15 protein-coding genes are annotated in these 20918 nt (G+C 59.1%); 6 read left to right on the forward strand and 9 right to left on the reverse strand.

Annotation, left to right across the window (positions count from 1 at the left end):
- Window positions 1-31: 31 nt before the first annotated feature.
- The 5 genes from RGM3321_RS13690 to speB all read right to left on the reverse strand — a co-directional run bounded on the left by RGM3321_RS13690 (window position 32) and on the right by speB (window position 5651).
- Window positions 32-850 carry a transporter substrate-binding domain-containing protein gene (locus RGM3321_RS13690; RefSeq protein ID WP_244393478.1) on the reverse strand — a complete coding sequence of 273 codons (819 nt, stop codon included), beginning with the start codon at window positions 848-850 and terminating at the stop codon, window positions 32-34.
- A gap of 35 nt (window positions 851-885) precedes the next feature.
- Entirely contained in the window at window positions 886-1920 is a 1035-nt protein-coding gene (locus RGM3321_RS13695) for a 2-oxoglutarate and iron-dependent oxygenase domain-containing protein (RefSeq protein WP_244393479.1), read from the reverse strand.
- Window positions 1917-2777 carry a TIM barrel protein gene (locus RGM3321_RS13700; protein WP_244393480.1) on the reverse strand — a complete coding sequence of 287 codons (861 nt, stop codon included), beginning with the start codon at window positions 2775-2777 and terminating at the stop codon, window positions 1917-1919. Before RGM3321_RS13700 ends, RGM3321_RS13695 begins: the two co-directional genes overlap by 4 nt.
- Before the next feature lie 42 nt (window positions 2778-2819).
- Window positions 2820-4322, reverse strand: a complete 1503-nt coding sequence (locus tag RGM3321_RS13705) for a cytosine permease (protein ID WP_244393482.1) — start codon at window positions 4320-4322, stop codon at window positions 2820-2822.
- Between the two features lie 369 nt (window positions 4323-4691).
- Entirely contained in the window at window positions 4692-5651 is a 960-nt protein-coding gene (speB, locus tag RGM3321_RS13710; RefSeq protein WP_240880284.1) for an agmatinase, read from the reverse strand.
- 283 nt (window positions 5652-5934) lie between these two features.
- Here speB and RGM3321_RS13715 point away from each other — a divergent pair, with 283 nt between their 5' ends.
- The 3 genes from RGM3321_RS13715 (at window position 5935) to RGM3321_RS13725 (ending at window position 9412) form a co-directional block, all read left to right on the forward strand.
- Window positions 5935-6828, forward strand: a complete 894-nt coding sequence (locus tag RGM3321_RS13715) for a LysR family transcriptional regulator (protein ID WP_244393484.1) — start codon at window positions 5935-5937, stop codon at window positions 6826-6828.
- A gap of 185 nt (window positions 6829-7013) precedes the next feature.
- A complete protein-coding gene (locus RGM3321_RS13720; protein WP_244393485.1) occupies window positions 7014-8072 on the forward strand; it encodes a MoxR family ATPase in 1059 nt (352 codons plus the stop codon).
- A complete protein-coding gene (locus RGM3321_RS13725) occupies window positions 8069-9412 on the forward strand; it encodes a DUF58 domain-containing protein (protein WP_244393486.1) in 1344 nt (447 codons plus the stop codon). The genes RGM3321_RS13720 and RGM3321_RS13725 overlap by 4 nt, the downstream gene beginning before the upstream one ends.
- 28 nt (window positions 9413-9440) lie before the next feature.
- On the opposite strand, the gene RGM3321_RS13730 is transcribed toward RGM3321_RS13725, so the two are convergent.
- Complete coding sequence (locus RGM3321_RS13730) at window positions 9441-9800, reverse strand: PilZ domain-containing protein (RefSeq protein ID WP_244393487.1); 360 nt, start codon at window positions 9798-9800, stop codon at window positions 9441-9443.
- A 193-nt stretch (window positions 9801-9993) separates the two neighbouring features.
- Window positions 9994-10389: a tetratricopeptide repeat protein gene (locus RGM3321_RS13735; protein WP_244393488.1), complete on the reverse strand. Its 396-nt coding sequence runs from the start codon at window positions 10387-10389 to the stop codon at window positions 9994-9996.
- Between the two features lie 176 nt (window positions 10390-10565).
- On the opposite strand from RGM3321_RS13735, the gene pyk reads away from it, so the two are divergent.
- Window positions 10566-12017, forward strand: coding sequence for a pyruvate kinase (pyk, locus tag RGM3321_RS13740; protein ID WP_244393489.1), 1452 nt, complete (start codon window positions 10566-10568; stop codon window positions 12015-12017).
- 120 nt (window positions 12018-12137) lie between these two features.
- Here pyk and RGM3321_RS13745 read toward each other — a convergent pair whose 3' ends face one another.
- Complete coding sequence (locus RGM3321_RS13745; protein WP_244393492.1) at window positions 12138-13076, reverse strand: iron-sulfur-binding ferredoxin reductase; 939 nt, start codon at window positions 13074-13076, stop codon at window positions 12138-12140.
- 179 nt (window positions 13077-13255) lie between these two features.
- Between RGM3321_RS13745 and RGM3321_RS13750 the strand changes: the two genes are divergently transcribed.
- Entirely contained in the window at window positions 13256-14779 is a 1524-nt protein-coding gene (locus RGM3321_RS13750; protein ID WP_244393493.1) for a fumarate hydratase, read from the forward strand.
- 88 nt (window positions 14780-14867) lie between these two features.
- Here the strand turns inward: RGM3321_RS13750 and RGM3321_RS13755 are convergent, their stop codons facing one another.
- On the reverse strand, window positions 14868-17675 hold the full coding sequence (locus RGM3321_RS13755; protein WP_244393495.1) for an RHS repeat-associated core domain-containing protein: 2808 nt from the start codon (window positions 17673-17675) through the stop codon (window positions 14868-14870).
- A gap of 237 nt (window positions 17676-17912) precedes the next feature.
- On the opposite strand from RGM3321_RS13755, the gene RGM3321_RS13760 reads away from it, so the two are divergent.
- Window positions 17913-20879 carry a Tc toxin subunit A gene (locus RGM3321_RS13760; protein ID WP_244393497.1) on the forward strand — a complete coding sequence of 989 codons (2967 nt, stop codon included), beginning with the start codon at window positions 17913-17915 and terminating at the stop codon, window positions 20877-20879.
- Window positions 20880-20918: the final 39 nt, after the last annotated feature.

Consider the following 20918-nt stretch of genomic DNA (forward strand, 5'->3'; position numbering starts at 1 on the left):
GCTTGCTGTGAAGTGTGCGGGCAGCCGTGACTTACGCCGGTTCCAGGTTGTACTTGCTCAGCAGCTCACGGTACTCATCGCTCTGCTTGTAGCGCTCGACCACATCGCGCAGTTTTTCAATCAGTTCGCCGTTGCCCTTCTTCACATAGATGCCCAGCGTCTGCGGGTAGAGGGACTTTTCAGAACTGATCACGATGCGGCCACGGGCCTTGTCGACGATCATTTTCGCCGCCGCCGAGATCTCCAGATGTGCCTGAATATTGCCGGAGATCAGTGCCTGCGACGCCTCTGCCGTGGTCGGGAACTCACTGATCGCGATTTCGCCCTTGTTCTGCCGGACGCAGTAATCGGCTGACACGGCCTTGAGCTGATTGATCCAGTTGGTGCCTTGCTGCAAACCGACCTTCAGGCCGCACAAGTCTTCAGGCAGCTGGGGTTTCGCGGTGCTGTCGCTGCGTACCATGATGGCTGCGCCCACCTGCGCATATGGAATCGCCTCGGCCTGCCGGGTCCGCTCATCAGTGATGTACATGCCGGAAATGATGGTGTCGAAGCGGTTGGCGTTAAGGCCCAGGATCAGGTTCGGAAAGCGTGTGTCGACGAACTCGACCTTCATACCGCCCAGTTGCCTGGCCAGCTCGTTCGCCACCTCGGGGTCAAAACCCACCACCTTGTCACCCTCGTAGGACTCGAACGGTGGATAGGAGTAGGACTCGAACGGTGGATAGGAAATCTCCATGCCGACTTTCAGCGTACCGGGTGTGGCGGTGGGCGCAGCCTGAACGTTGCCGGCAAACAGGGCCAGGCCCAACAGACATGTGGCGAAGCGCGAAAACGTGGTGTTTGGCATAGTCGTCATTCCAGATTGAGGGAAAAGGCAGATCACTAAGTCACGCTCTGGTTTTTCAGGTGCCCGAAGCTTGAAGGCTTTCTGGCGTGCTGAGGCAGGGCAAGCTGCCCATCGGCAACACGCTGGCGAAGGTATTGGTAGGTCTGCAAAGCCTGAGCCCACATGTGCTCGCCAATGGCGACAGGCGCGTAGTTCTGCTCGCCGTCCGCGAACTGCGGCAGGGGTTTGATCAGGGTGTGGTAGTCGCAGGCATAGAAAAGCGGGAACGAATAACGCTCTCGCTGGATCATGCGCACGCGGTGCGCGGTGGCGACAAATGCACCCGCGGTCATTACCTCCAGCATGTCGCCGATATTGACCACAAAGGCCCCTTCCACCGGCCGCGCATCGATCCACTCACCCCGCTCGTTCATGACCTCCAGACCCGGCTGATCGGCCTGAAGAATGGTGAAACACTCATAGTCGGTGTGCGCGCCAATGCCTGGCGCGTCCTGGGCATCGCCATCGAACGGGTAGTGGATCAGGCGCAACTTGGAAGGTGGAAAGCGGGCCATGTCATCGAAGGCATGCTCGTCCAGGTCAAGCGCCAGAGCAAAACCGCGGAACAACTGATGCCCCAGGGCGAATACCGCCTGATAGTAGGCCTGCACCGCCGCCTGAAAGCCCGGCAAGGCCGGCCAGTCGTTTGGCCCCAGCAGCGGTGTGCCGGCGAGTACCAATGGGTTGTCGGCGGGCACTTCAAAGCCGATGTCGAACGCCTCTTTATGGTCCGGCTTGCCAGTCCCGTACACTTCCTCGCCCTCGGGAACGAAGCCTTTGTGGCTCTGCGAAGCGCCGATGTAATGTCGCATCTTGGCGTCCAGCGGCTGGGCGAAATACTGCTCGGCAGCGCGGTGCAGATTCTCGATCAGTTCAGGCGCGATACCGTGACCGGTGATATACACAAAGCCCACACGCCGGGCAGCTTCGCCGAGAGCCTTGGCCACTGCCTGGCGATCGTCCAGACGTTCGCTGAACAGGCCCTGGATATCGACCAGCGGAACGTGGGTGAAAGCAGAAGATTGACTCATGGCAGCAGGCTCCCCGGACGGTTGAAAAGCGCAGAAAAGTGTTCACGCTCGGTACGGCCCATCCAGGCGTTAAGGCCCCACAGATCGGCTATTGGCACATTGGTGAACGGTAAATGATGCAGGTAGCCATCAGGCCCGAACTCCGGCGTCAGCGTGGTGCCGGCAAAGCCACGGGCGCGCTGCGAGCGCCAGATCGCTTCCCAGTGCTGCTGATGGAATGCCAGCGCAGCGGCGTATTCCGGCGCACCCGGGTGCGGCACTTGCGGCCCTTGGTCATAACCGACCCGGGCCTGAATGTGGTGCACACGCTCGACGAAAGCGCTGATATCGTCGGCCGGGTCATCGAGCAAGCGCTCGCAGGTCACCACCCAATGGCTGATATCACTGGTGAAACGCAGATCCGGCACCTGCTCGATCAATTGCAGGGTCAGCCATGGGTTGAACAGTGAACGCGCGCGGTGCGTCTCGAAGCTGCAGGTCAGGCCGCTGCGCCGGGCGATTTCCAGCGCTTCGCCAAAGAAATCCACTTGCTGAGCCAGCGGCCAGCGGTCGTTGCCGGCCAGCACATTGACAAACCGCGGCGCCAGTTCGGCAGCCTGTTGCAGCTTGCCGGCGAAATCCACCAGATGCTCGGCAGGCGTCGCCGCCTGCACCGGCAGCACTTGGCTGGAGGTGAATAGAGTGGCGATGTACGGCACGCAGTTATCCCGCAGGAACGCCGCGAACGCTGCACGCTCGGCTGTCTGCTCGGGGATGCGCGCCTCGAAGCCCTCGAAGCCCGCTTCACGCGCCTCAAGCAGCGCCTGCTGCCAAGTGCCGCGATAGCCCCACAGTGTACGAAAGAGTTCCAGTTTCATGGGCAAACCTCGCCGCCTGTGCCCGCAGTGGCACAGCGCGGATCACGAATGGGCGGTGGCTGATGGGGTGGCGCTGCTGATGGCCTTGCGCCCCAGCATCGGGTGCGCGCCCTTGGGGCCATACACTGACGCGGGCTCCGGAAACGAGCGCAGCAAAGTCAGGTACAGCAGCGCCGCCAGGCCCAGAGTGATCGGCAGACTGATGTCGATGCCTGCGGCCAGCTCGCCCAGCGGTCCGACAAATTGGCCAGGCAGATTGACAAAGCACAGGCCCACCGCCGCACTCGGAATCCACGCGCCCAGCCCGCGCCAGTTCCAGCCGTGGTGAAACCAGTAACGCCCGCCACGCTGGCCACGGGTGAACACCTGCAAGTCATCGGCGTGGTAAAAACCGCGACGACTGATCAGGCCGAGGATCATCACCACCATCCATGGGCTGGTGCAGGTAATGATCAGCACTGCGAAGGTCGACACGCTCTGCACCAGATTAAAGGTGAAGCGACCTATGAAGATAAAGGCAATAGCCGCCACACCGATCAACAGCGTGGCTGCGGCTCGGTTGAGTAGACGCGGGAACATGCTCGACATGTCCAGTCCGGTGCCATACAACGCCGTGGTGCCGGTAGACAGCCCTCCGATCACCGCAATCAGGCACACCGGTAAAAAGAACCAGCCGGGTGAAATCGCCAGTAAGCCACCGACATAGTTGTTGGACTCGATGTACTGCGGCGCCTGAGTCGCGACCAGCGTCGCGGTGCACAGGCCAAACAGAAATGGGATCAGCGTGCAGGCTTGAGCCGCGAGCACTGCCAGCATGATGTGCGATCTGGAGGTGTCGCGCGGGATGTAGCGCGACCAGTCGCCGAGAAAGGCGCCGAACGAAACAGGGTTGCTCATCGCCAGCAAGGCCGACCCGGTGAAGGCCGCCCAGAAGCCCGGTTGCAGCAGATTGACGCTGCCGGCATAGCCCGGATCGAACGGCCCTGCAAAGGCCAGGATGCCCGACAGAAACAGCAGGCTGGATGCCCAGACCGCGACCTTGTTGATCCACAGCATGAAGCGAAAGCCGAAGATGCATACGATCAGCACCAGCACTGCGAACAGCCCGTAGGCCAGCCCCAGGCTGGTATTGTTTTCCGGCAGGCCGACCAGCCGCTGAGCGCCGCCGACCAGCGCATCGCCAGAGCTCCAGACCGAAAGGGAAAAGAAGGCCACTGCGGTCAGCAGTGACAGAAACGAACCGATGATGCGCCCGTGCACACCGAAATGCGCGCCGGAAGATACCGCGTTGTTGGTGCCATTGATCGCACCGAACAGGCCCATCGGCGCGAGGATCAACGCGCCCATTGTCACGCCCAGAACGATCGCCCAGACGCCGGCCTGGAACGACAGCCCGAATAACACCGGAAAACTGCCCAGCACCGCCGTGGCAAAGGTATTGGCACCGCCGAAGATCAGACGAAACAGATCGATAGGGGAAGCATCGCGTTGGGTGTCGGGTATCTGTTCCACACCAAAGGTTTCGATACGCGTCGAATGGCTCATGTGTTGCTCCAGCGCCTGTCACGGTTGTTGTAAGGCCAGCGCAGGCACGCTGACCCTTTATAGCCGCCCGTTAACCACGGACGGAGGGTTTTTCCATTCAATCGACTTACGGCACACTTCCAACGTCAGCACGCGACTACACCGGTGCGTGAGTCTTGCCCACCGGTTCGCGAACCACATTCGCTCCCGCGAATGAAACGTGTGTCGTGCTCATTGTTATTGTTGCGAACAAACCATCCTTAAACCGATGTCACCACCGACAAGTGTGCGTGCCAGGCCAGCCATTGCCCGCTGTCGTAGCCGAACACAATCGTCTCGCACTCCTGCAACGACGTTCCTCAGCCGTACGGATCAAACCGGCTTCGCGAATCACCGGCGTATCACACCAGGCAGCACACAGAGCATCTCGTAGAGCAGATTGGCACCCAGCAGCGAGGTGTTGCCGGTGGTGTCGTACGGCGGCGACACCTCGACCAGATCGCAACCAATCAAGTCCAGCCCCTGACAACCGCGAATGATTTCCAGCGCCTGAATCGTGGTCAGCCCGCCGACCTCCGGTGTCCCGGTGCCTGGCGCCCAGGCCGGGTCGATACCGTCAATGTCGAATGACAGATACACAGGACCGCCGCCGACCTTCTCGCGCACTTCTGCCATCAGCGGGGTCAATGACTTGTGCCAGCACTCTTCGGCCTGCACGACGCGGAAGCCCTGTTTACGGCTCCAGTTGAAATCCTCAGCGGTATAACCCTGCGCACGCAGACCGATCTGCACAACACGGTTGCTGTCCAGCAGGCCCTCTTCCTGCGCACGGCGGAATGTGGTGCCGTGGGCGATCTTTTCGCCGAACATGTGATCGTTGACGTCGGCATGCGCATCGATATGCACCAGCCCGACCTTGCCATGCTTCTTGTGGATGGCGCGCAGGATCGGCAGCGTCAGCGTGTGATCGCCGCCCAGCGTCAGCGGCACGATGTCGTGGCCCAGAATCCGGTCGTACTCCTGCTCGATAATGCGTACTGCGTCCAGCAGGTTGAAGGTATTGATCGGCACGTCACCGATGTCTGCCACGTTCAGCGAATCGAACGGCGCGGCCCCCGTGGCCATGTTGTAAGGACGAATCATCACCGACTCGGCGCGGATCTGCCGTGGCCCGAAACGAGTGCCGGAACGTAGCGAGGTGCCGATGTCCAGCGGAATGCCGACAAACGCGGCGTTCAGCCGGTCGAGCTCTTCAGCGCTCTGCACATGCGGCAAACGCAGCATGGTGGCGATACCGCCAAAACGAGGCATCTCGTTGCCGCTCAGGGGCTGGTGGAAAGTCGTGTCCACAGGAGTGCCTCACCGTGTTGTCATTAATGTGAGGCCATTCTGGTGACGCCTGGCAGCCGGAAGAATCGCTGCAGACAAAAAATCAGTTCAGAGATTTCTAAACTATCTATGGATACACTCTGCCCCTGATCCTCTCCACACTCCCGCCGGCTTTGCACCTGCGTGAAGGGGCTCAGCCCACGGCAAGAACGTTACATACCCACTGCCTGAACATAGCGGTACACGCCAGCCGGCCTGAACCGGAAATACCCGAGCCACGCTGCGCCTGCCATCGGAGACGCCAATGTCCTCTGTCCTGCCTGACATCAAATTGCTGCGCATCTTCGCCAGCGTTGTGCGCCATCAGGGCTTCGCCGCCGCGCAGCAGGAGCTCAACCTCTCCACGTCTGCAATCAGCACCTACATGAGCCAACTCGAAAGCCAGCTTGGTCTGGTTCTCTGCCATCGGGGCCGCGGTGGATTCAGTCTGACCAGCAAAGGCGAATTGTTCCACCAGGAAACCCTGCGGCTGCTCGCTGAACTGGAGGGCTTCGAACGCTACAGCGCTGCCCTCAAGGGTGAACTGCGCGGCACCCTCAACCTCGGCGTTCTCGACTCCACTGTCAGCGACCCGGCCCTGCCGCTCGCGGACGTTATCGGCGCCTACAGCAAGGAGCACCCTGCCGTGCACTTGCACCTGAGTGTTCTCAGCCCGGCGCAGTTGCAACTGGGCGTACAGGAAAATCGCCTGGACCTGGCCATCGGTGCCTTCTCGGTTCGTATGAGCGGCCTGATGTATCAGGCTCTCTATCGCGAACAACACTGGCTGTATTGCAGCGATCGCCATGAACTGTTCGACCAGCGCCGCATTCCGGCAGAAGTAATCACCCGGCAGCGTATGGTCGGACGCGGCTACTGGAGCCAGGCAGAACTGGCGCGGCATGGGTTCAAACATAGCGCCGCTACGGTGGAGTCGATGGAGGCCCAGCTGATTCTGGTGCTGTCGGGGGCGTATATCGGCTACCTGCCCGAGCATTACGCGCAATTCTGGGCGGATCAGAAACGCTTGAAGGTGTTGCTGCCGACGACGTTCGGCTATCAGGCACCGTTTTGTCTGGCGTTGCGCAGGGGCAGATCGAGGGAACCGTTGATACAGAGCTTTCGTGATCGGCTCAAAGGCTGGTTCGAGGCGGGGTGACAATGCGCAGCGGAGGCAATCGTCGCGCTCGGAGATAATCCGGGTACAAGCGCGATTTCACACGGAGTGGTAGACCGCTCCCCCCTCTTTTCAGCACACTGAGAAACTTGAAAAAAGCCAAATCAGCTTAGCGCCTGATTTACCGACGATAAACACAGGCAACCGTCAACAGGACGCCGGAACGCATGAGCGAGCAAACTCCCGACCCATCGGTAAGCACCGAGCCATTTATCGAGCCCTCCATCGAGCCTGTCAGCCCGACCGTTGCGGCAAGCACCCAGTTGCAACAGCGTCAACGCGCCAGCCAGCTGGCCCAGGCGTTGCGCAACGAGCTGCAAAAGGCCGTGATCGGACAAAATGCGGTTATCGACGACGTGTTGACCGCCCTGATCGGCGGCGGGCATGTGCTGCTGGAAGGCGTACCAGGGCTGGGCAAGACGTTACTGGTACGAGCGCTTGCCAGTTGCATAGGCTGTGAGTTCGCACGCATCCAGTTCACCCCGGACCTGATGCCCAGCGATGTCACCGGTCATGCGGTGTACGACATGCAGACCGAGCAGTTCAAGCTGCGCAAGGGGCCGCTGTTCACCAACCTGCTGCTGGCCGACGAAATAAACAGGGCACCGGCCAAGACGCAGGCTGCGTTGCTCGAAGCCATGCAGGAGCGGCAAGTGACCCTTGAAGGGCGGGCGCTTCCTATCCCGCAGCCGTTCATGGTGCTGGCAACCCAAAACCCTATCGAACAGGAAGGCACTTACCCACTGCCGGAAGCCGAACTGGATCGCTTCATGCTCAAGCTGCGTATGGACTATCCCGAAGCCCTGGAAGAGCTGAATATGGTGCGCCAGGTCACCCGCTCGACCCGTGCCGACATGCTGGATGTGCGGCCGCTGCGGGTCATCATGCAGGCCCGGGAGGTTCAGGCACTGCAACGCATTGCCAGCGAGCTGCCCATTGATGAGCAAGTGCTGGACTACGCCGTGCGCGTGGCGCGCAGTACGCGCACCTGGCCAGGTCTTAGCCAGGGCGCAGGGCCACGCGCTTCAATTGCACTGGTGCGTGGCGGGCGGGCCAGAGCATTGTTGCGCAGCGGTGAGTTCGTTACTCCGGACGATATCAAGGGCTGCGCACTGGCTGTGTTGCGACACAGGGTCAGGCTGTCACCGGAACTGGACATCGAGGGCCTTTCAGTGGATCAGGTGCTTCGGCAGATCCTTGATCAGGTCTCGGCACCGCGCCTGTGAAACAGGTTCTGAAACCGTCCGTTCCGATGCTGCGCTGGCTCGGTGGATTCATGTGCGTTGCGTTGCTGACAGGAACGCTCCATGCGCTGGGCATCGAGTATCCGGCAAAAATCGACGAGCTTTATCGGGCGGCGTTGCTGGCTTTCGCGGGTGTCAGCCTGCTCGATGCATTCTGGCTGCTCAGGCGTCCCTCGCCACGCGTGCAGCGCGAGCTTGCGGGCAGCCTGGCGCTGGACCGCTGGAACGAGGCGCGGCTCGACCTCCAACACAACGGCACCAAGCCAGTCACCATGCAGGTGTTCGATCATGTACCGCATGGCCTGGAACATGAAAACCTGCCGCAGTCCATCATCCTGCCTGCACGCGGCAAAGGCAGCATCGGTTACCGTCTGCGCCCCTCAAGCCGTGGCCATTTCACCTTCGAGCAGTGCAAAATCAGCCTGCCAGGGCCTTTGGGCCTGTGGACGGCACGCCGCTATCTTCCGGTACACAGCACGACCCGCGTCTACCCGGACTTCGCCCGGCTTTACGGTGGGCAACTGCTGGCGGTGGACAACTGGCTTAGCCAACTGGGGGTGCGCCAGTTGCAACGTCGCGGGGCGGGAATGGAATTCAATCAGCTGCGCGAGTTTCGTGAAGGCGACAGCTTGCGCCAGATAGACTGGAAAGCTACCGCCCGCCAGCGCTCCCCCATTGCTCGCGAGTATCAGGACGAGCGGGATCAACAGATCGTTTTCATGCTCGATTGCGGACGTCGAATGCGCAGCCAGGACGGCGATTTGTCTCACTTCGATCACGCGCTCAATGCCTGCCTGCTATTGAGCTATGTCGCACTGCGTCAGGGTGACTCGGTTGGCCTTGCGACGTTTGCGGGTGAGCAGGACCGCTATCTGGCCCCCGTAAGAGGGCCGGGGCAGCTCAACCTGTTGCTCAACTCGGTCTATGACCTGCAGACCACACGGCGACCTGCTGACTACAGCGCCGCCGTTCGCCAATTGATGGTGCGCCATAAAAGACGTTCACTGGTGGTACTGATAACCAACCTGCGCGATGAAGACGATGAGGAGTTGGTGGCTGCTGCAAGGCAGCTTGGCAAGCATAATCGGGTGCTGATCGCCAGCCTCAGGGAGGAGGTGCTCGACAGCCTGCGTCAGGCGCCCGTACAAACCTATGATCAAGCGCTGGATTATTGCGGGACCCTGAATTTTCTCAATGCTCGCGCTTCGCTGCACGACCGCTTGAATGCTCAAGGCATCTCGATAATGGATGCTCGACCAAGGGAACTGGGGCCGCAGCTGGTCAGCCGTTACCTGAGCTGGAAAAAGGCAGGGACGCTATGAACGAAGCCTTGCGAGTCAGCCAGCAGCCTCAGGCCGAGGCTTCATAAAAGGGGTAGAAACAGAAATACTCCCGCAAGAGCTGGACGAACGCCAGATATTCTGTCGAGACCTGAGACAACTCGAAACCGGAGTCGTAGCTGCCTGGCGTCTCGTCTTCGTGGCTCCAGAGGCACTTGGCGCTAAGATCTATTGATTGCCCGACAGTGCCATTCGGCATTTTCAGACACAGATCAAACCTGGCCCCTACCAGAACGGGCAGTTCGCTGATCAGCATCAGCCCTTCCCCGGACACATTCCCCAGACACCCCATCAGCTTGCCAGTATGACGATTGAAGACCTGCAGGTAATCCTGCAATTGGTGCCGTTCTATTTTCCGCTCTTTATACATGGCAGGCTGCCTTTTAAGACCACTGTTGCGATCACGTAACACCGTTCGCTGACTGCGGACTTCAAAAACGAGGCACTGCGCGATAACCGCCTCGGCCTGGAGCTTTACAGCTCGTCCACTATGTGACCACAGCCTAGCTCAGAATTTTTCAAAATCCACCCGAATACGGCGCCTGCCATTCAAATGAGGGTAACTATTTTGATACGGTAGCGTTTCGAACAGGTGCAGCGATCGGCCTGGCAGGCTGAGCCTTGGGGTAGAGGCCAGTTTGTGCAAGCGTATCGAGCCTGGCCCGTGCACGGAACGCATATTCGCTCTCTGGATACTGAGTCATCAGAAATTGATAGGTCTGAGCAGCATCAACATATAGTTTCTGACGCTCCAGGCACTGGCCACGCAGCATCGACACTTCCGGCTGAACATATCGGCGCGAACGGCTTTGACGCTCAACCTTGGAAAGATCCAGCATGACCCGGTCACAATCACCTTCCTGATAGGCACGGTAAGCGTGATCGAGGTTGGAATTCATCGCCCAGCGGGTGCAACCGCTGAGCGCAGTCAGTAATACAACAATCGTTACAATACGCATGGGACTCTCCTGTTCTCTGCCCTGTATCGGCGTCACAGCCTGTTTCTTCAAGTAAATCGCACACCGACCGTCAGCCGATTGCCCTCCCTGACAGCAACACGGTAGTGCAAAGGAACAATGACTAAAGACCCAGACAGGAGTAGCCTCTCGCTGCGCTTCAATTAAGGAGTTTGTGCATGACCGTTCGCCGCACCAAAATCGTCGCCACACTTGGCCCTGCCAGCAACTCGCCGGAAGTCATCGAACAACTGATCCTTTCGGGTCTGGACGTTGCTCGTCTGAACTTCTCTCACGGTACTCCGGATGAGCACAAGGCCCGCGCCAAACTGATCCGCGAAATCGCCGCCAGACACGGGCGCTTCGTCGCTCTGCTGGGCGACCTGCAGGGTCCTAAAATCCGTATCGCAAAGTTCACCGACAAGCGAATCGAGCTGAAGGTCGGTGACAAGTTCACCTTCTCCACCGCTCATCCGCTGACCGGTGGCAACCAGCAAATCGTGGGTATCGACTACCCGGATCTGGTCAAGGATTGCGGCGTAGGCGACGAGCTGCTGCTCGACGACGGTCGCGTAGTCATGCGCGTCGACACCCAGACGGCTGACGAACTGCATTGCACCGTGCTGATCGGCGGCCCGCTGTCCGATCACAAGGGCATCAACCGTCGTGGCGGTGGCCTGACGGCTCCGGCACTGACCGAGAAAGACAAGCAGGACATCAAGCTCGCTGCCGAAATGGACCTGGATTACCTGGCCGTTTCCTTCCCGCGCGATGCCGCCGACATGGAATACGCTCGCCAGTTGCGCGACGAATCCGGCGGTACCGCCTGGCTGGTGGCCAAGATCGAACGCGCCGAAGCCGTTGCCAACGACGAAGTGCTCGATGAGCTGATCCGCGCCAGTGACGCTGTCATGGTTGCCCGTGGCGACCTGGGCGTTGAAATCGGTGATGCCGAGCTGGTTGGCGTACAGAAACGCATCATTCTGCACGCACGTCGCCACAACAAGGCGGTGATCGTTGCTACGCAGATGATGGAGTCGATGATCTCAAGCCCCATGCCGACACGTGCCGAAGTATCCGACGTGGCCAACGCCGTGCTCGACTACACCGACGCCGTCATGCTGTCGGCGGAAAGTGCTGCAGGCTCCTACCCGATCGAAGCGGTTCAGGCGATGGCCCGTATCTGCATCGGCGCTGAAAAGCACCCGACCGGCAAGACTTCCAGCCACCGTATCGGTCACTCGTTCACCCGTTGTGATGAAAGCATCGCGCTGGCCGCCATGTATACCGCCAACCACTTCCCGGGTGTGAAGGCGATCATTGCACTGACCGAAAGCGGCTATACCCCGCTGATCATGTCGCGCATCCGCTCCTCGGTGCCGATCTACGCGTTCTCTCCGCACCGTGGTACTCAAGCGCGTGCAGCGATGTTCCGTGGCGTCTACACCGTGCCGTTCGACCCGGCGGCCCTGCCACCCGGTCAGGTCAGCCAGGCCGCAGTCGACGAACTGCTCAAGCGTGGTCTGGTCGAGCAAGGTGACTGGGTCATCCTCACCAAGGGTGACAGCTACCACACCATCGGTGGCACCAACGGCATGAAGATTCTGCACGTCGGCGACCCATTGGTCTGATAGCAAAACGCTGCAAGCCAAGGCCCCGTCTCGCGAGAGTCGGGGCCTTTTTGCATTGTGTATGCCTGACGAATCTTTGTGATTAATCGTGCCGAACGAGAGCTGTGACTAACATGCACCTTATTCCCGCGCCACAAACACATCCGCCAGCAATTGATTACGCGGCAGCCCTGCCAGATACAAGCGCTTGGCAAAAATCTCTACGCTGTCGGCACTGCCACACAACAACGCCATCGCATGCCGCGACAACAGGCGCAGCTCGGCCAGGGTCGTCTCCAGCGTCTGCACGGTAATCAGTTGAACAAGCAACTGTGGATAACGCTCAGCCAGGGCTTGCAGCTCATTGGCCAGATAGTGCTGCTGGCTGTCATGGGCCAGATGAATCAGGCGGATGGTGCCCTGATGCTCCTGACGCAACGCCTCACGCAATACGCCCCATAACGGGCCGAGCCCGGTACCGGCGGCCAGCAAGAGCAGAGGTTTTTCCTGCCAGTCAGGGTCATAGCGCAGCGCCCCGCCGCGCAGTTCGCCGAGCCTCAACGTGTCACCGACCCGCAGCTGTCGGGCGACGTCACGGAAGGCCCCAGGCTGGTGGCAGTCGATATGAAACTCCAGAAACGGATCCTCGCCCGGAAGGCTCGCCAGCGAATAAGGCCGGGCCACACCGCTGTCAGTCCACAATACCTGGTGTTGCCCGGCGCTATAGCGCAGAGGTCGCGCAGGCTCCAGACGCAAACGCAGCACGGTCGGGCAGAGCCAGTCGCAGCCCACTACTGTCGAGGGCAGGCCGTCGCGCTGCGGGTCAAACACCTCGACAGCCAGGTCATCGACCACTCGGCACTGGCAGGCGAGCCGCCAACCCTGCTGGCGCTTTTCAGCGGGCAAGGCGTCGGGCAACGCGTCATCAGGCTCGCCTTTGACACAGCGCACCAGGCACGCATGGCAACTGCCGGCACGACAGCTATAGGGAACCGGCACACCGGCATGGTTCAGGGCGTCGAGCAGATTGCTGGCCGATGGCACCGACCAGCTACGCTCACCAACATGCAATTGAGGCATTCAGGCGGCCTGTGCAGAAAATAACGGCGATTGTACAGACTGGCCTGTCGGGCGGGTTATACTGCCGCGCCTTTTTGCGCCCGCTACGGCTAACCTGACAGCTCTGGTTCAAGCCGCAGTTCCAGACTGCCGCCGATAGCGTAATTGAATGTTCCCGTCCTTACAGAGGAGCGCGCCGCATGACCGTGATCAAGCAAGACGACCTGATTCAGAGCGTTGCAGACGCACTGCAGTTCATTTCCTACTACCACCCCGTGGATTTCATCCAGGCCATGCACGAGGCGTATCTGCGTGAAGAGTCGCCTGCCGCTCGCGACTCCATCGCCCAGATCCTGATCAACTCGCGCATGTGCGCGACCGGTCATCGCCCGATCTGCCAGGACACCGGCATCGTCACCGTTTTCGTACGCGTGGGTATGGATGTTCGCTGGGATGGCGCCACCATGGGCCTGGACGACATGATCAACGAAGGCGTGCGTCGCGCTTACAACCTGCCCGAAAACGTGCTGCGTGCCTCGATCCTCGCCGACCCGGCAGGCGCTCGCAAGAACACCAAGGACAATACCCCGGCTGTTATCCACTACTCCATCGTTCCGGGTAATACCGTGGAGGTGGACGTCGCGGCGAAAGGCGGCGGTTCGGAAAACAAATCGAAGATGGCGATGCTCAACCCGTCCGATTCGATCGTCGACTGGGTCCTGAAAACCGTTCCGACCATGGGCGCTGGCTGGTGCCCACCGGGCATGCTCGGCATCGGTATCGGCGGCACTGCAGAAAAGGCCGCGGTCATGGCCAAGGAAGTGTTGATGGAGTCCATCGACATTCATGAACTGAAGGCCCGCGGCCCACAGAACCGCATCGAAGAAATGCGTCTGGAGCTGTTCGAAAAGGTCAACCAACTGGGCATCGGCGCCCAGGGCCTGGGCGGTCTGACCACCGTGCTCGACGTCAAGATCATGGACTACCCGACCCACGCCGCTTCGCTGCCGGTGTGCATGATCCCCAACTGCGCGGCCACCCGCCACGCGCACTTCGTGCTCGACGGCACCGGCCCTGCCTCGCTGGAAGCGCCGTCGCTGGACGCCTACCCGGAAATCGTCTGGGAAGCTGGCCCATCGGCCCGCCGCGTCAACCTCGACACCCTGACTCCGGAAGAAGTGCAAAGCTGGAAGCCGGGCGAAACCGTGCTGCTCAACGGCAAGATGCTCACCGGCCGCGACGCTGCACACAAGCGCATGGTCGAAATGCTCAACAAGGGCGAAAGCCTGCCTGTGGACCTCAAGGGTCGCTTCATCTACTACGTCGGCCCGGTTGATCCGGTACGCGAAGAAGTCGTTGGCCCGGCAGGCCCGACCACCGCCACGCGGATGGACAAGTTCACCCGGCAGATCCTCGACCAGACTGGCCTGCTGGGCATGATCGGCAAATCCGAACGCGGCCCGACCGCCATCGACGCAATCCGCGACCACAAAGCCGTGTACCTGATGGCCGTTGGTGGTGCTGCCTATCTGGTGGCTCAGGCGATCAAGAAATCCCGCGTCGTGGCCTTCGCCGAGCTGGGCATGGAAGCGATCTACGAGTTCGAGGTCCAGGACATGCCGGTGACCGTGGCCGTAGACAGCAACGGTGAGTCCGTACACATCACCGGCCCGCAGATCTGGCAGAAGAAGATCAGCGACAGTCTGGCGGTGGAAGTGCAGTAAGTAACGATGGCAGCAAGCCCGGCCAACAGGTCGGGCTTGCTGCATAAGCTTCGGAGTGCCTCGCCTTGCCCCACGTAATTACCCACCACTAAATCGAATACAGACGTACCGGAACGGCATGCTTTTTGAAAAAAGCCACGGCTGAAGGATCAGACCTTGCCGCGTACAGATCAGAGAGGGTCTCGAACTTCACAAACCTCATATCTCGCCATTTTACGGGGGCATGCGACTGCCATTCGATATAGTTGGAGGACTCAGAGACTGGCACGGTAGTTTCCTGCCCGCTCACGTTCTCGTTGAGCGCCTCCCATGTATCTGCACGCATATCACGTATCAGCGGAAATACATTACGGGCTGAGGCAAGGTTATTCATGCTCGCACCTGTAGACAGGCTGTCTGCTCCCGTGAACGTCATATAAGACCTTGCTTGATCCGACAGATGAAAAGCAGTACGGCCATAGGTAGGAGCGCCCCCCACCGCATTGTTGTCCTTGGCGATCTGAAGGGCCCCGTAAAGAGGACGGTGGTCTCCTTTAACCTTTTGCTTTCCTTCCAATGCTGATTGACGGGTCAGCGCAGAAGATGATTTTTCATATTCAAACATCTGATTTTCAAACATATCCCTCATCAACGTATAGGTATTCTCTTTTTTTAACATCTGCCACGTATTCACCATTCCCTCGCCCTGCAGCCGTCCGAGCTTTTCCGGTCGTATATTGAAGGTCATAGGGGCCGTCTCAAGAACCCCGCTCACCGCCTCCAGGAGTTCTCCAACACTTCCTGAAGACGTCGCCCCCGTGCGCTTTTTCAATGATTCGATGGCGCTTTCCTTATCCCTTTCCCTGCGCGCCATTATTCTGGGTTGAAGATACGTATCAAAGTGCAGCTTGCTCGCTTCGGCGGCCTGCTTCGCAGCGTCGCTTCGCTCACCAAACAAGCCGGCGCTGTCGACCATGAGTACCGGCGCATTGCCAACAAAACGGTACAGATTCAACCCATCCACATCCCCCGCCGGGTCCGGATTGATCCACCTTTGCAACCACGGCGCGTAATACCTGAACCCGTAATAATAAAGCCCGCTGGCATCGCGTTCTTTACCCGAGTAACGAACTGTTTTGTACCTGGCCTCCACTGCACTACGCGCCGCCCACCAGGCGGTGCCGCCAAACGGATAATAACTTTCCTGGCTGATCAGGCCGCCTTGCTGATCAAGCTCCAGCGTGCTCGAGCCCAGATGATCACCCAGACTGTAACGCACCTGATCGTTCGCAATAGCGTCTGGTTTTCCAGTTTCCCAGTGCAGCACCCGCACGCTATTGCGACCCGCCTGAGCGATAACGACGTGGAGAGTTTCTCCATCGGCCGTGGTGCGAATTTCCAGCCCCGGCAGGTAGCGCACTTCGTTGATCAACGTGCGACCTGATGCCTGAGCAGTGCTGATCTTGCGACAACGCTGACCCTGCCCATCGTAGATATAACGCTCTTCATCGTTCGGCTGGTCTTCACGTTGCACGGTGGTGATGTGCTGCAACTGATTACGCGCATCCCAGCCCATAACCTGCCCGCGAACCAGTTGCAGCAGGTTGCCGTTGGCATCAAAGCTCGTGGCGAAATCCACGTCCCCGTCATCGTCGGGCAGGCTGCGATTGCTGTCGGCATCAACGTGCATGTTGCGGGTGAAGTTGTGCGCGCCCTCGTGGCGCATTTGCAGCAGATTACCCGCAGCGTCGTAGCGGTAACGCTGTGTGTAGTTGCTGACCTGACAAGGATCATCCGTCGGCAGAGATTGCAGGCCCGGCAACGCCGGGCCATGGCTGGCACCGTTTCGGACTTCACGGCCGCTGGCTTCGATCAGCTGATACAGCGTGTCGTACTCGAAGCGACTGATCGGCTCGACGAGCTGGTTGTTGCAATAACGGTCTGGTTGGGACGCATCGTTGACCACCAGAACATTACCGACCGGGTCATAGCTGTAAATCAGCTTTTGCAATAGCGCGCCATCCGCCGCCATCGCGCTGAGTGCAGCGAGCCGGCTGTCCTGCGGATCATATCGGAAGTGACTGACAACACCATTGCCCGCCGTCTCCTGCTCGACCTGGTTGAATGCGTCATAGTCAATTGCACTGACCAGCGTTTGCGGCTGTTCCGTATTGGTCAGGGTCAGTTCAACAGCGTGCAGTTGCCCCGCCGCACCGTAACTGAAACGCTGGACGTTACCGTTGGCGTCAGTCTGCGCCAGCGCTTCGCCCTGCGCGTTGAAAGCCCGGCGTGTCTGCAGGCCGACGGGTTCCAGCAGTGCATCACGATCAGGTTCGGCAAGTGGCCAGTCCGGGCGGTCAGGCGACTGCAGGAAATACCGTTCCTCACTCAGAACCCCACCCGACAGTCCATAGTCCGGCAGCAAGCGCGAGCCTGCCGTATCGTCATGGCGAATCAGTTGATTGCACTGGTTACGCTCAGCAGTGGCAGGCCCGCCATAAGTGAAGCGCTCGGTCATTCGGCCTGATTCGTTGATCGCCAAAGGGCGCAACAGCGCGTCGTATTCGATCTGGCGCGGGTTGTCACGTCCGTCCCAGCTGTCGACTAACTGCCCCGCTTCGCCATTGAGGCTCACCCGCCAACCTGAGTCGACACTTTTCGATAGCAGCAAAGCCCCGGACAAACTGACGATTTGCATCAGGTTCACAGGCGCACAGACACCGTATTTCAAACGACTGGCAAAACGTGGATAGCGACTGGCGATCAGTCGCCCGGCCTTGTCGAAATATTGCTGCGTCACCCTGGCTTCAACAGTCTGATCATCAGCGCCACGATACAACTGCACACTGCGTACCGGCAGGGCCCGTGAATCGCTGACCGCCAATTGCGGCGTATTGGTGTGCATGATCGAGTTCATCCTTGAAACCTCTATCCGCCGTTAGTGACGCCCTTCAACCATAACAGCAGACAAACGGAAGCACGCGGCTTGGTCAAGAACCAATAGGTATAACCTTTGGGTGGTCAATCGCCAATGAATATACCTTCAGCGGCGGGCGCTAATGCTTTGTTTTTATAGGAAATGCTTGGTGTTGCTGATGGTTGACTGACACTTTTGTCAGCTAGACGCGAGCGCCATGGTAAACAAGGCTGTGTCATGACCACTGGAGCGCCGGACATGACCGAGCAACCCTTCTCCCTTCTACGCAACCTGGCCCGAACCGGGAACGACACGCACGAACATGGCGATGACACGTTATCGTTCATCAACGCGATGGAAAAACTGAACATCCATTCAGTGTTCGATATCGTACGGCGATCCAAAAGCGCTTTTGTTCACGAACTCTCACGTATCAGTGATGCTGATGCAGCGCTCGCCTATGAAAACGCTCGCTGTTACGCCACCCAGATCGTGCGCCTGTATCGCAATCAACTGCTGTCTTCAGGACGAACCCAACAGCTGACGCGGCGCACCGGCGTGCGCTCGCTGGTAAACATCGGGCCCAGCTTCCCCAATCTTTTCAAGGAAAACTGGGATCTGTTTTGCAAGGTGGGTGCGATAGAAGCCAAGGATTCGCCCGTGGCGTACCTGACGTCCTTGTACCGGTTTGCTCTGGAACAGCTGGAAGGCAGCGTCGCTGAGGACAGCCGAATCAAACTCCATGACCGACGGCCTGATCTCAAAGGTCTGTTGATCGACCAACAAAGCACCTTCACGCCAGTGCCTACGCTGCACATCGTCAATCAGGTGTTAAGTAAAGCCATCAATGCCTACGTGGACACAGTGCCTGAGGACAAGGGCAAGTCTATTTACCAATTGGTGGCCGAGAAACAACACCCGTTTCAGTTTCCTTACAACTTCCACTTTCAACAGATCAGCCTCGGGCTTGCTGGGAAGAAGCCAATGTTAGGCGAGCTGAATTACTGCGTCAGCCTTGAACTTCCAACCACTCCCAGGTACGGCAGTGACTATGGAAAAGTGCAGCACTCCAGTGCCATCGCACAGGTGCTGATGAGCGGAGCAGGCCCAGAGCAACAGGCAATCGTGATTGAACCTGCCTTGCCCATTCAGGCAAACGCCGACGCAATGGCAGACCTGACCCGTCAGTTCTTCAAAACGAAATACAACGTCGATTACGTCGACGACGCCAGCAATCCTTTGAATAATCTGAACGTCTTCCTGGAGAAGACGGGTCTGGACAGTGACGGAGTCGAAGCCCTGCTTGCCATAGGCAGCCACACGGCCTATGCCTCTCCCAACATCCGTGCAGCGGGAAACACCGCAGATGAAGACTCCCCACTCGATGCGAGCCTGACAGCAATCAAGGCCCGATTCGGAGCTGGCTACGTCAATGGCCCGACCACTCAGCCGGCAATGGCTCTGAACAAGGATGCGTACGGCATTGAGCGGCTGGTAAACACCAGCGTGGACCGCTTCGACCGTCTGCAACGCATGATCCGTCTGCAGCGCTGGACGGGCATTCCGTTTACAGCGCTGGACACGTTGGTCATGGCGGTCATTCGCTCCGAAGGCGCCGTGAACCTGCAGATGGTGCTGACGGTAAATACGCTACGCGCACTGGGAACCTATCGGTATCTGAACAAACGTTACAGCCTCGCGCCTGATGAGTTTGCAGCCTTTGTTCACCTGATGCCCGGCGGGGCAAACGACGGACGCTTGCCGATGTTCGACCGGGTATTCAACAACCCGGCATTGTTCGATACTCCGCTGGTGCTGGATGGGTCGATTCTCGACCTCGATCAGGACAGTAGCCAGCACGTCAAGACTCGCGCTCAGTTGAGCCGAGCCCTGCAGTTATCCAGCACTCATGAAGGCTTGAGGCAGCTGGCCGTCGATGTTCGCGAACTGATTGGCAACGCGCCCACTGATTTCAGACTCAATTTGAGCATGATTTCTTCGCTGTACCGCCAAGCCCGCATTGCTTCGATGTTCGGTCTGACCGCAGCAGAATGCCGGGCATTGATCGACCTGCTGGGCACTCTGTCTTTTCGGAAAAAGGTGGTCTCAGGTCAACTCGACGACACCGAACCGGACGTGCTCGATATCCTGATGCAACTGGACTGGGCAGTCACGTGGCTCAAAGCGTCTGACCGAGACATCGCTGCACTGCGACGTCAGCTAGGCTGGGGCATCACCGAAACAATAGTCACGCAGGAACTGACTGTTCAACTTGAGCAATTAACCAACGATGCGCGCCAGGCTGTATTGAAGAGCGACCAGCTGGCATCCCTTGACTTGCCAAGCAAGGATGACCAAAACAACGCCATCAATTGGTGGACTATCCTCGATTACGACCTGATCGACGGATTAGGGCTGGTCACGACTCAGCCGCTGCACGAGGAACCCGCGGTCAGCATCCGCCGCACCCTGCATGAACGCTTGTCCTCCATAGCCATCGCGGAACCCCTTGCAAGCGAAGTCGAAGCCAGACTTGAAACGTTCGTATTGAACGGCTACCGGAGTCAGCATCGGCTGGTGGAAGGGCTGTTGCTGACCCTCACCGGTTTGCCGCCGGACCGTTGCGAGCCGGTGATACGCTGGGCAGGCAGCGATGCAGGCAAGTTTCTCGGTGCGTTACTTTGGGATGATGGCGCCATTCAGAAGCTCTCGACGCTGATTCGCTATTCAGAAGTCAGCCAGCAACTGGGGCTGAGCGCCCGGGCGTTACGCACGTTTTTAATCAGTCCACGCTGGCTGCATGCAGACTTTGGCTTCCTGCTTCCCCTTTCAATGAACAGTCTGTATTTGCTCGACCGTTACCGCAACTGGCGCGACAACTGCGGTTACCCGGAAGAAACGCTGCTCGATTATTTCAAGCAAGCCAATGACACGCATCGAGACAATACCCAATGTGCTGCGCGGCTGGCATCACTGACAGGCTGGACGTCATCTGAGGTGCTGGCCGCAAACGCATTGCTGACGGGGTCAGATCGTATCGCTTCCAGCATGCACGAGGTGGACTGGTTGAGCCGGATGCACAGCGCCAGTGATGTCACCGGCCTTTCGGCAAGACAATTACTGTCGGCTACTGACCTGACAGCGACCAGCACTGCCTCGCACTGGAAGTCAGCAGGCGAAGCCGTGATAGCCGCCAACCGTTAAGTCGGGAGCATTAACCTGTTCAATGCCATGGAGGCCTGA

The organism is Pseudomonas sp. RGM 3321, assembly GCF_022836805.1.
Classification (GTDB): Bacteria; Pseudomonadota; Gammaproteobacteria; order Pseudomonadales; family Pseudomonadaceae; genus Aquipseudomonas.

Bases quoted from the DNA above. Each gene is read 5' to 3' on its own strand.
- RGM3321_RS13690 (WP_244393478.1), bottom strand. From the start codon at position 850: ATGCCAAACACCACGTTTTCGCGCTTCGCCACATGTCTGTTGGGCCTG.
- RGM3321_RS13695 (WP_244393479.1), bottom strand. From the start codon at position 1,920: ATGAGTCAATCTTCTGCTTTCACCCACGTTCCGCTGGTCGATATCCAG.
- RGM3321_RS13700 (WP_244393480.1), bottom strand. From the start codon at position 2,777: ATGAAACTGGAACTCTTTCGTACACTGTGGGGCTATCGCGGCACTTGG.
- RGM3321_RS13705 (WP_244393482.1), bottom strand. From the start codon at position 4,322: ATGAGCCATTCGACGCGTATCGAAACCTTTGGTGTGGAACAGATACCC.
- RGM3321_RS13715 (WP_244393484.1), top strand. From the start codon at position 5,935: ATGTCCTCTGTCCTGCCTGACATCAAATTGCTGCGCATCTTCGCCAGC.
- RGM3321_RS13720 (WP_244393485.1), top strand. From the start codon at position 7,014: ATGAGCGAGCAAACTCCCGACCCATCGGTAAGCACCGAGCCATTTATC.
- RGM3321_RS13730 (WP_244393487.1), bottom strand. From the start codon at position 9,800: ATGTATAAAGAGCGGAAAATAGAACGGCACCAATTGCAGGATTACCTG.
- RGM3321_RS13735 (WP_244393488.1), bottom strand. From the start codon at position 10,389: ATGCGTATTGTAACGATTGTTGTATTACTGACTGCGCTCAGCGGTTGC.
- pyk (WP_244393489.1), top strand. From the start codon at position 10,566: ATGACCGTTCGCCGCACCAAAATCGTCGCCACACTTGGCCCTGCCAGC.
- RGM3321_RS13745 (WP_244393492.1), bottom strand. From the start codon at position 13,076: ATGCCTCAATTGCATGTTGGTGAGCGTAGCTGGTCGGTGCCATCGGCC.
- RGM3321_RS13750 (WP_244393493.1), top strand. From the start codon at position 13,256: ATGACCGTGATCAAGCAAGACGACCTGATTCAGAGCGTTGCAGACGCA.
- RGM3321_RS13755 (WP_244393495.1), bottom strand. From the start codon at position 17,675: ATGAACTCGATCATGCACACCAATACGCCGCAATTGGCGGTCAGCGAT.
- RGM3321_RS13760 (WP_244393497.1), top strand. From the start codon at position 17,913: ATGACCACTGGAGCGCCGGACATGACCGAGCAACCCTTCTCCCTTCTA.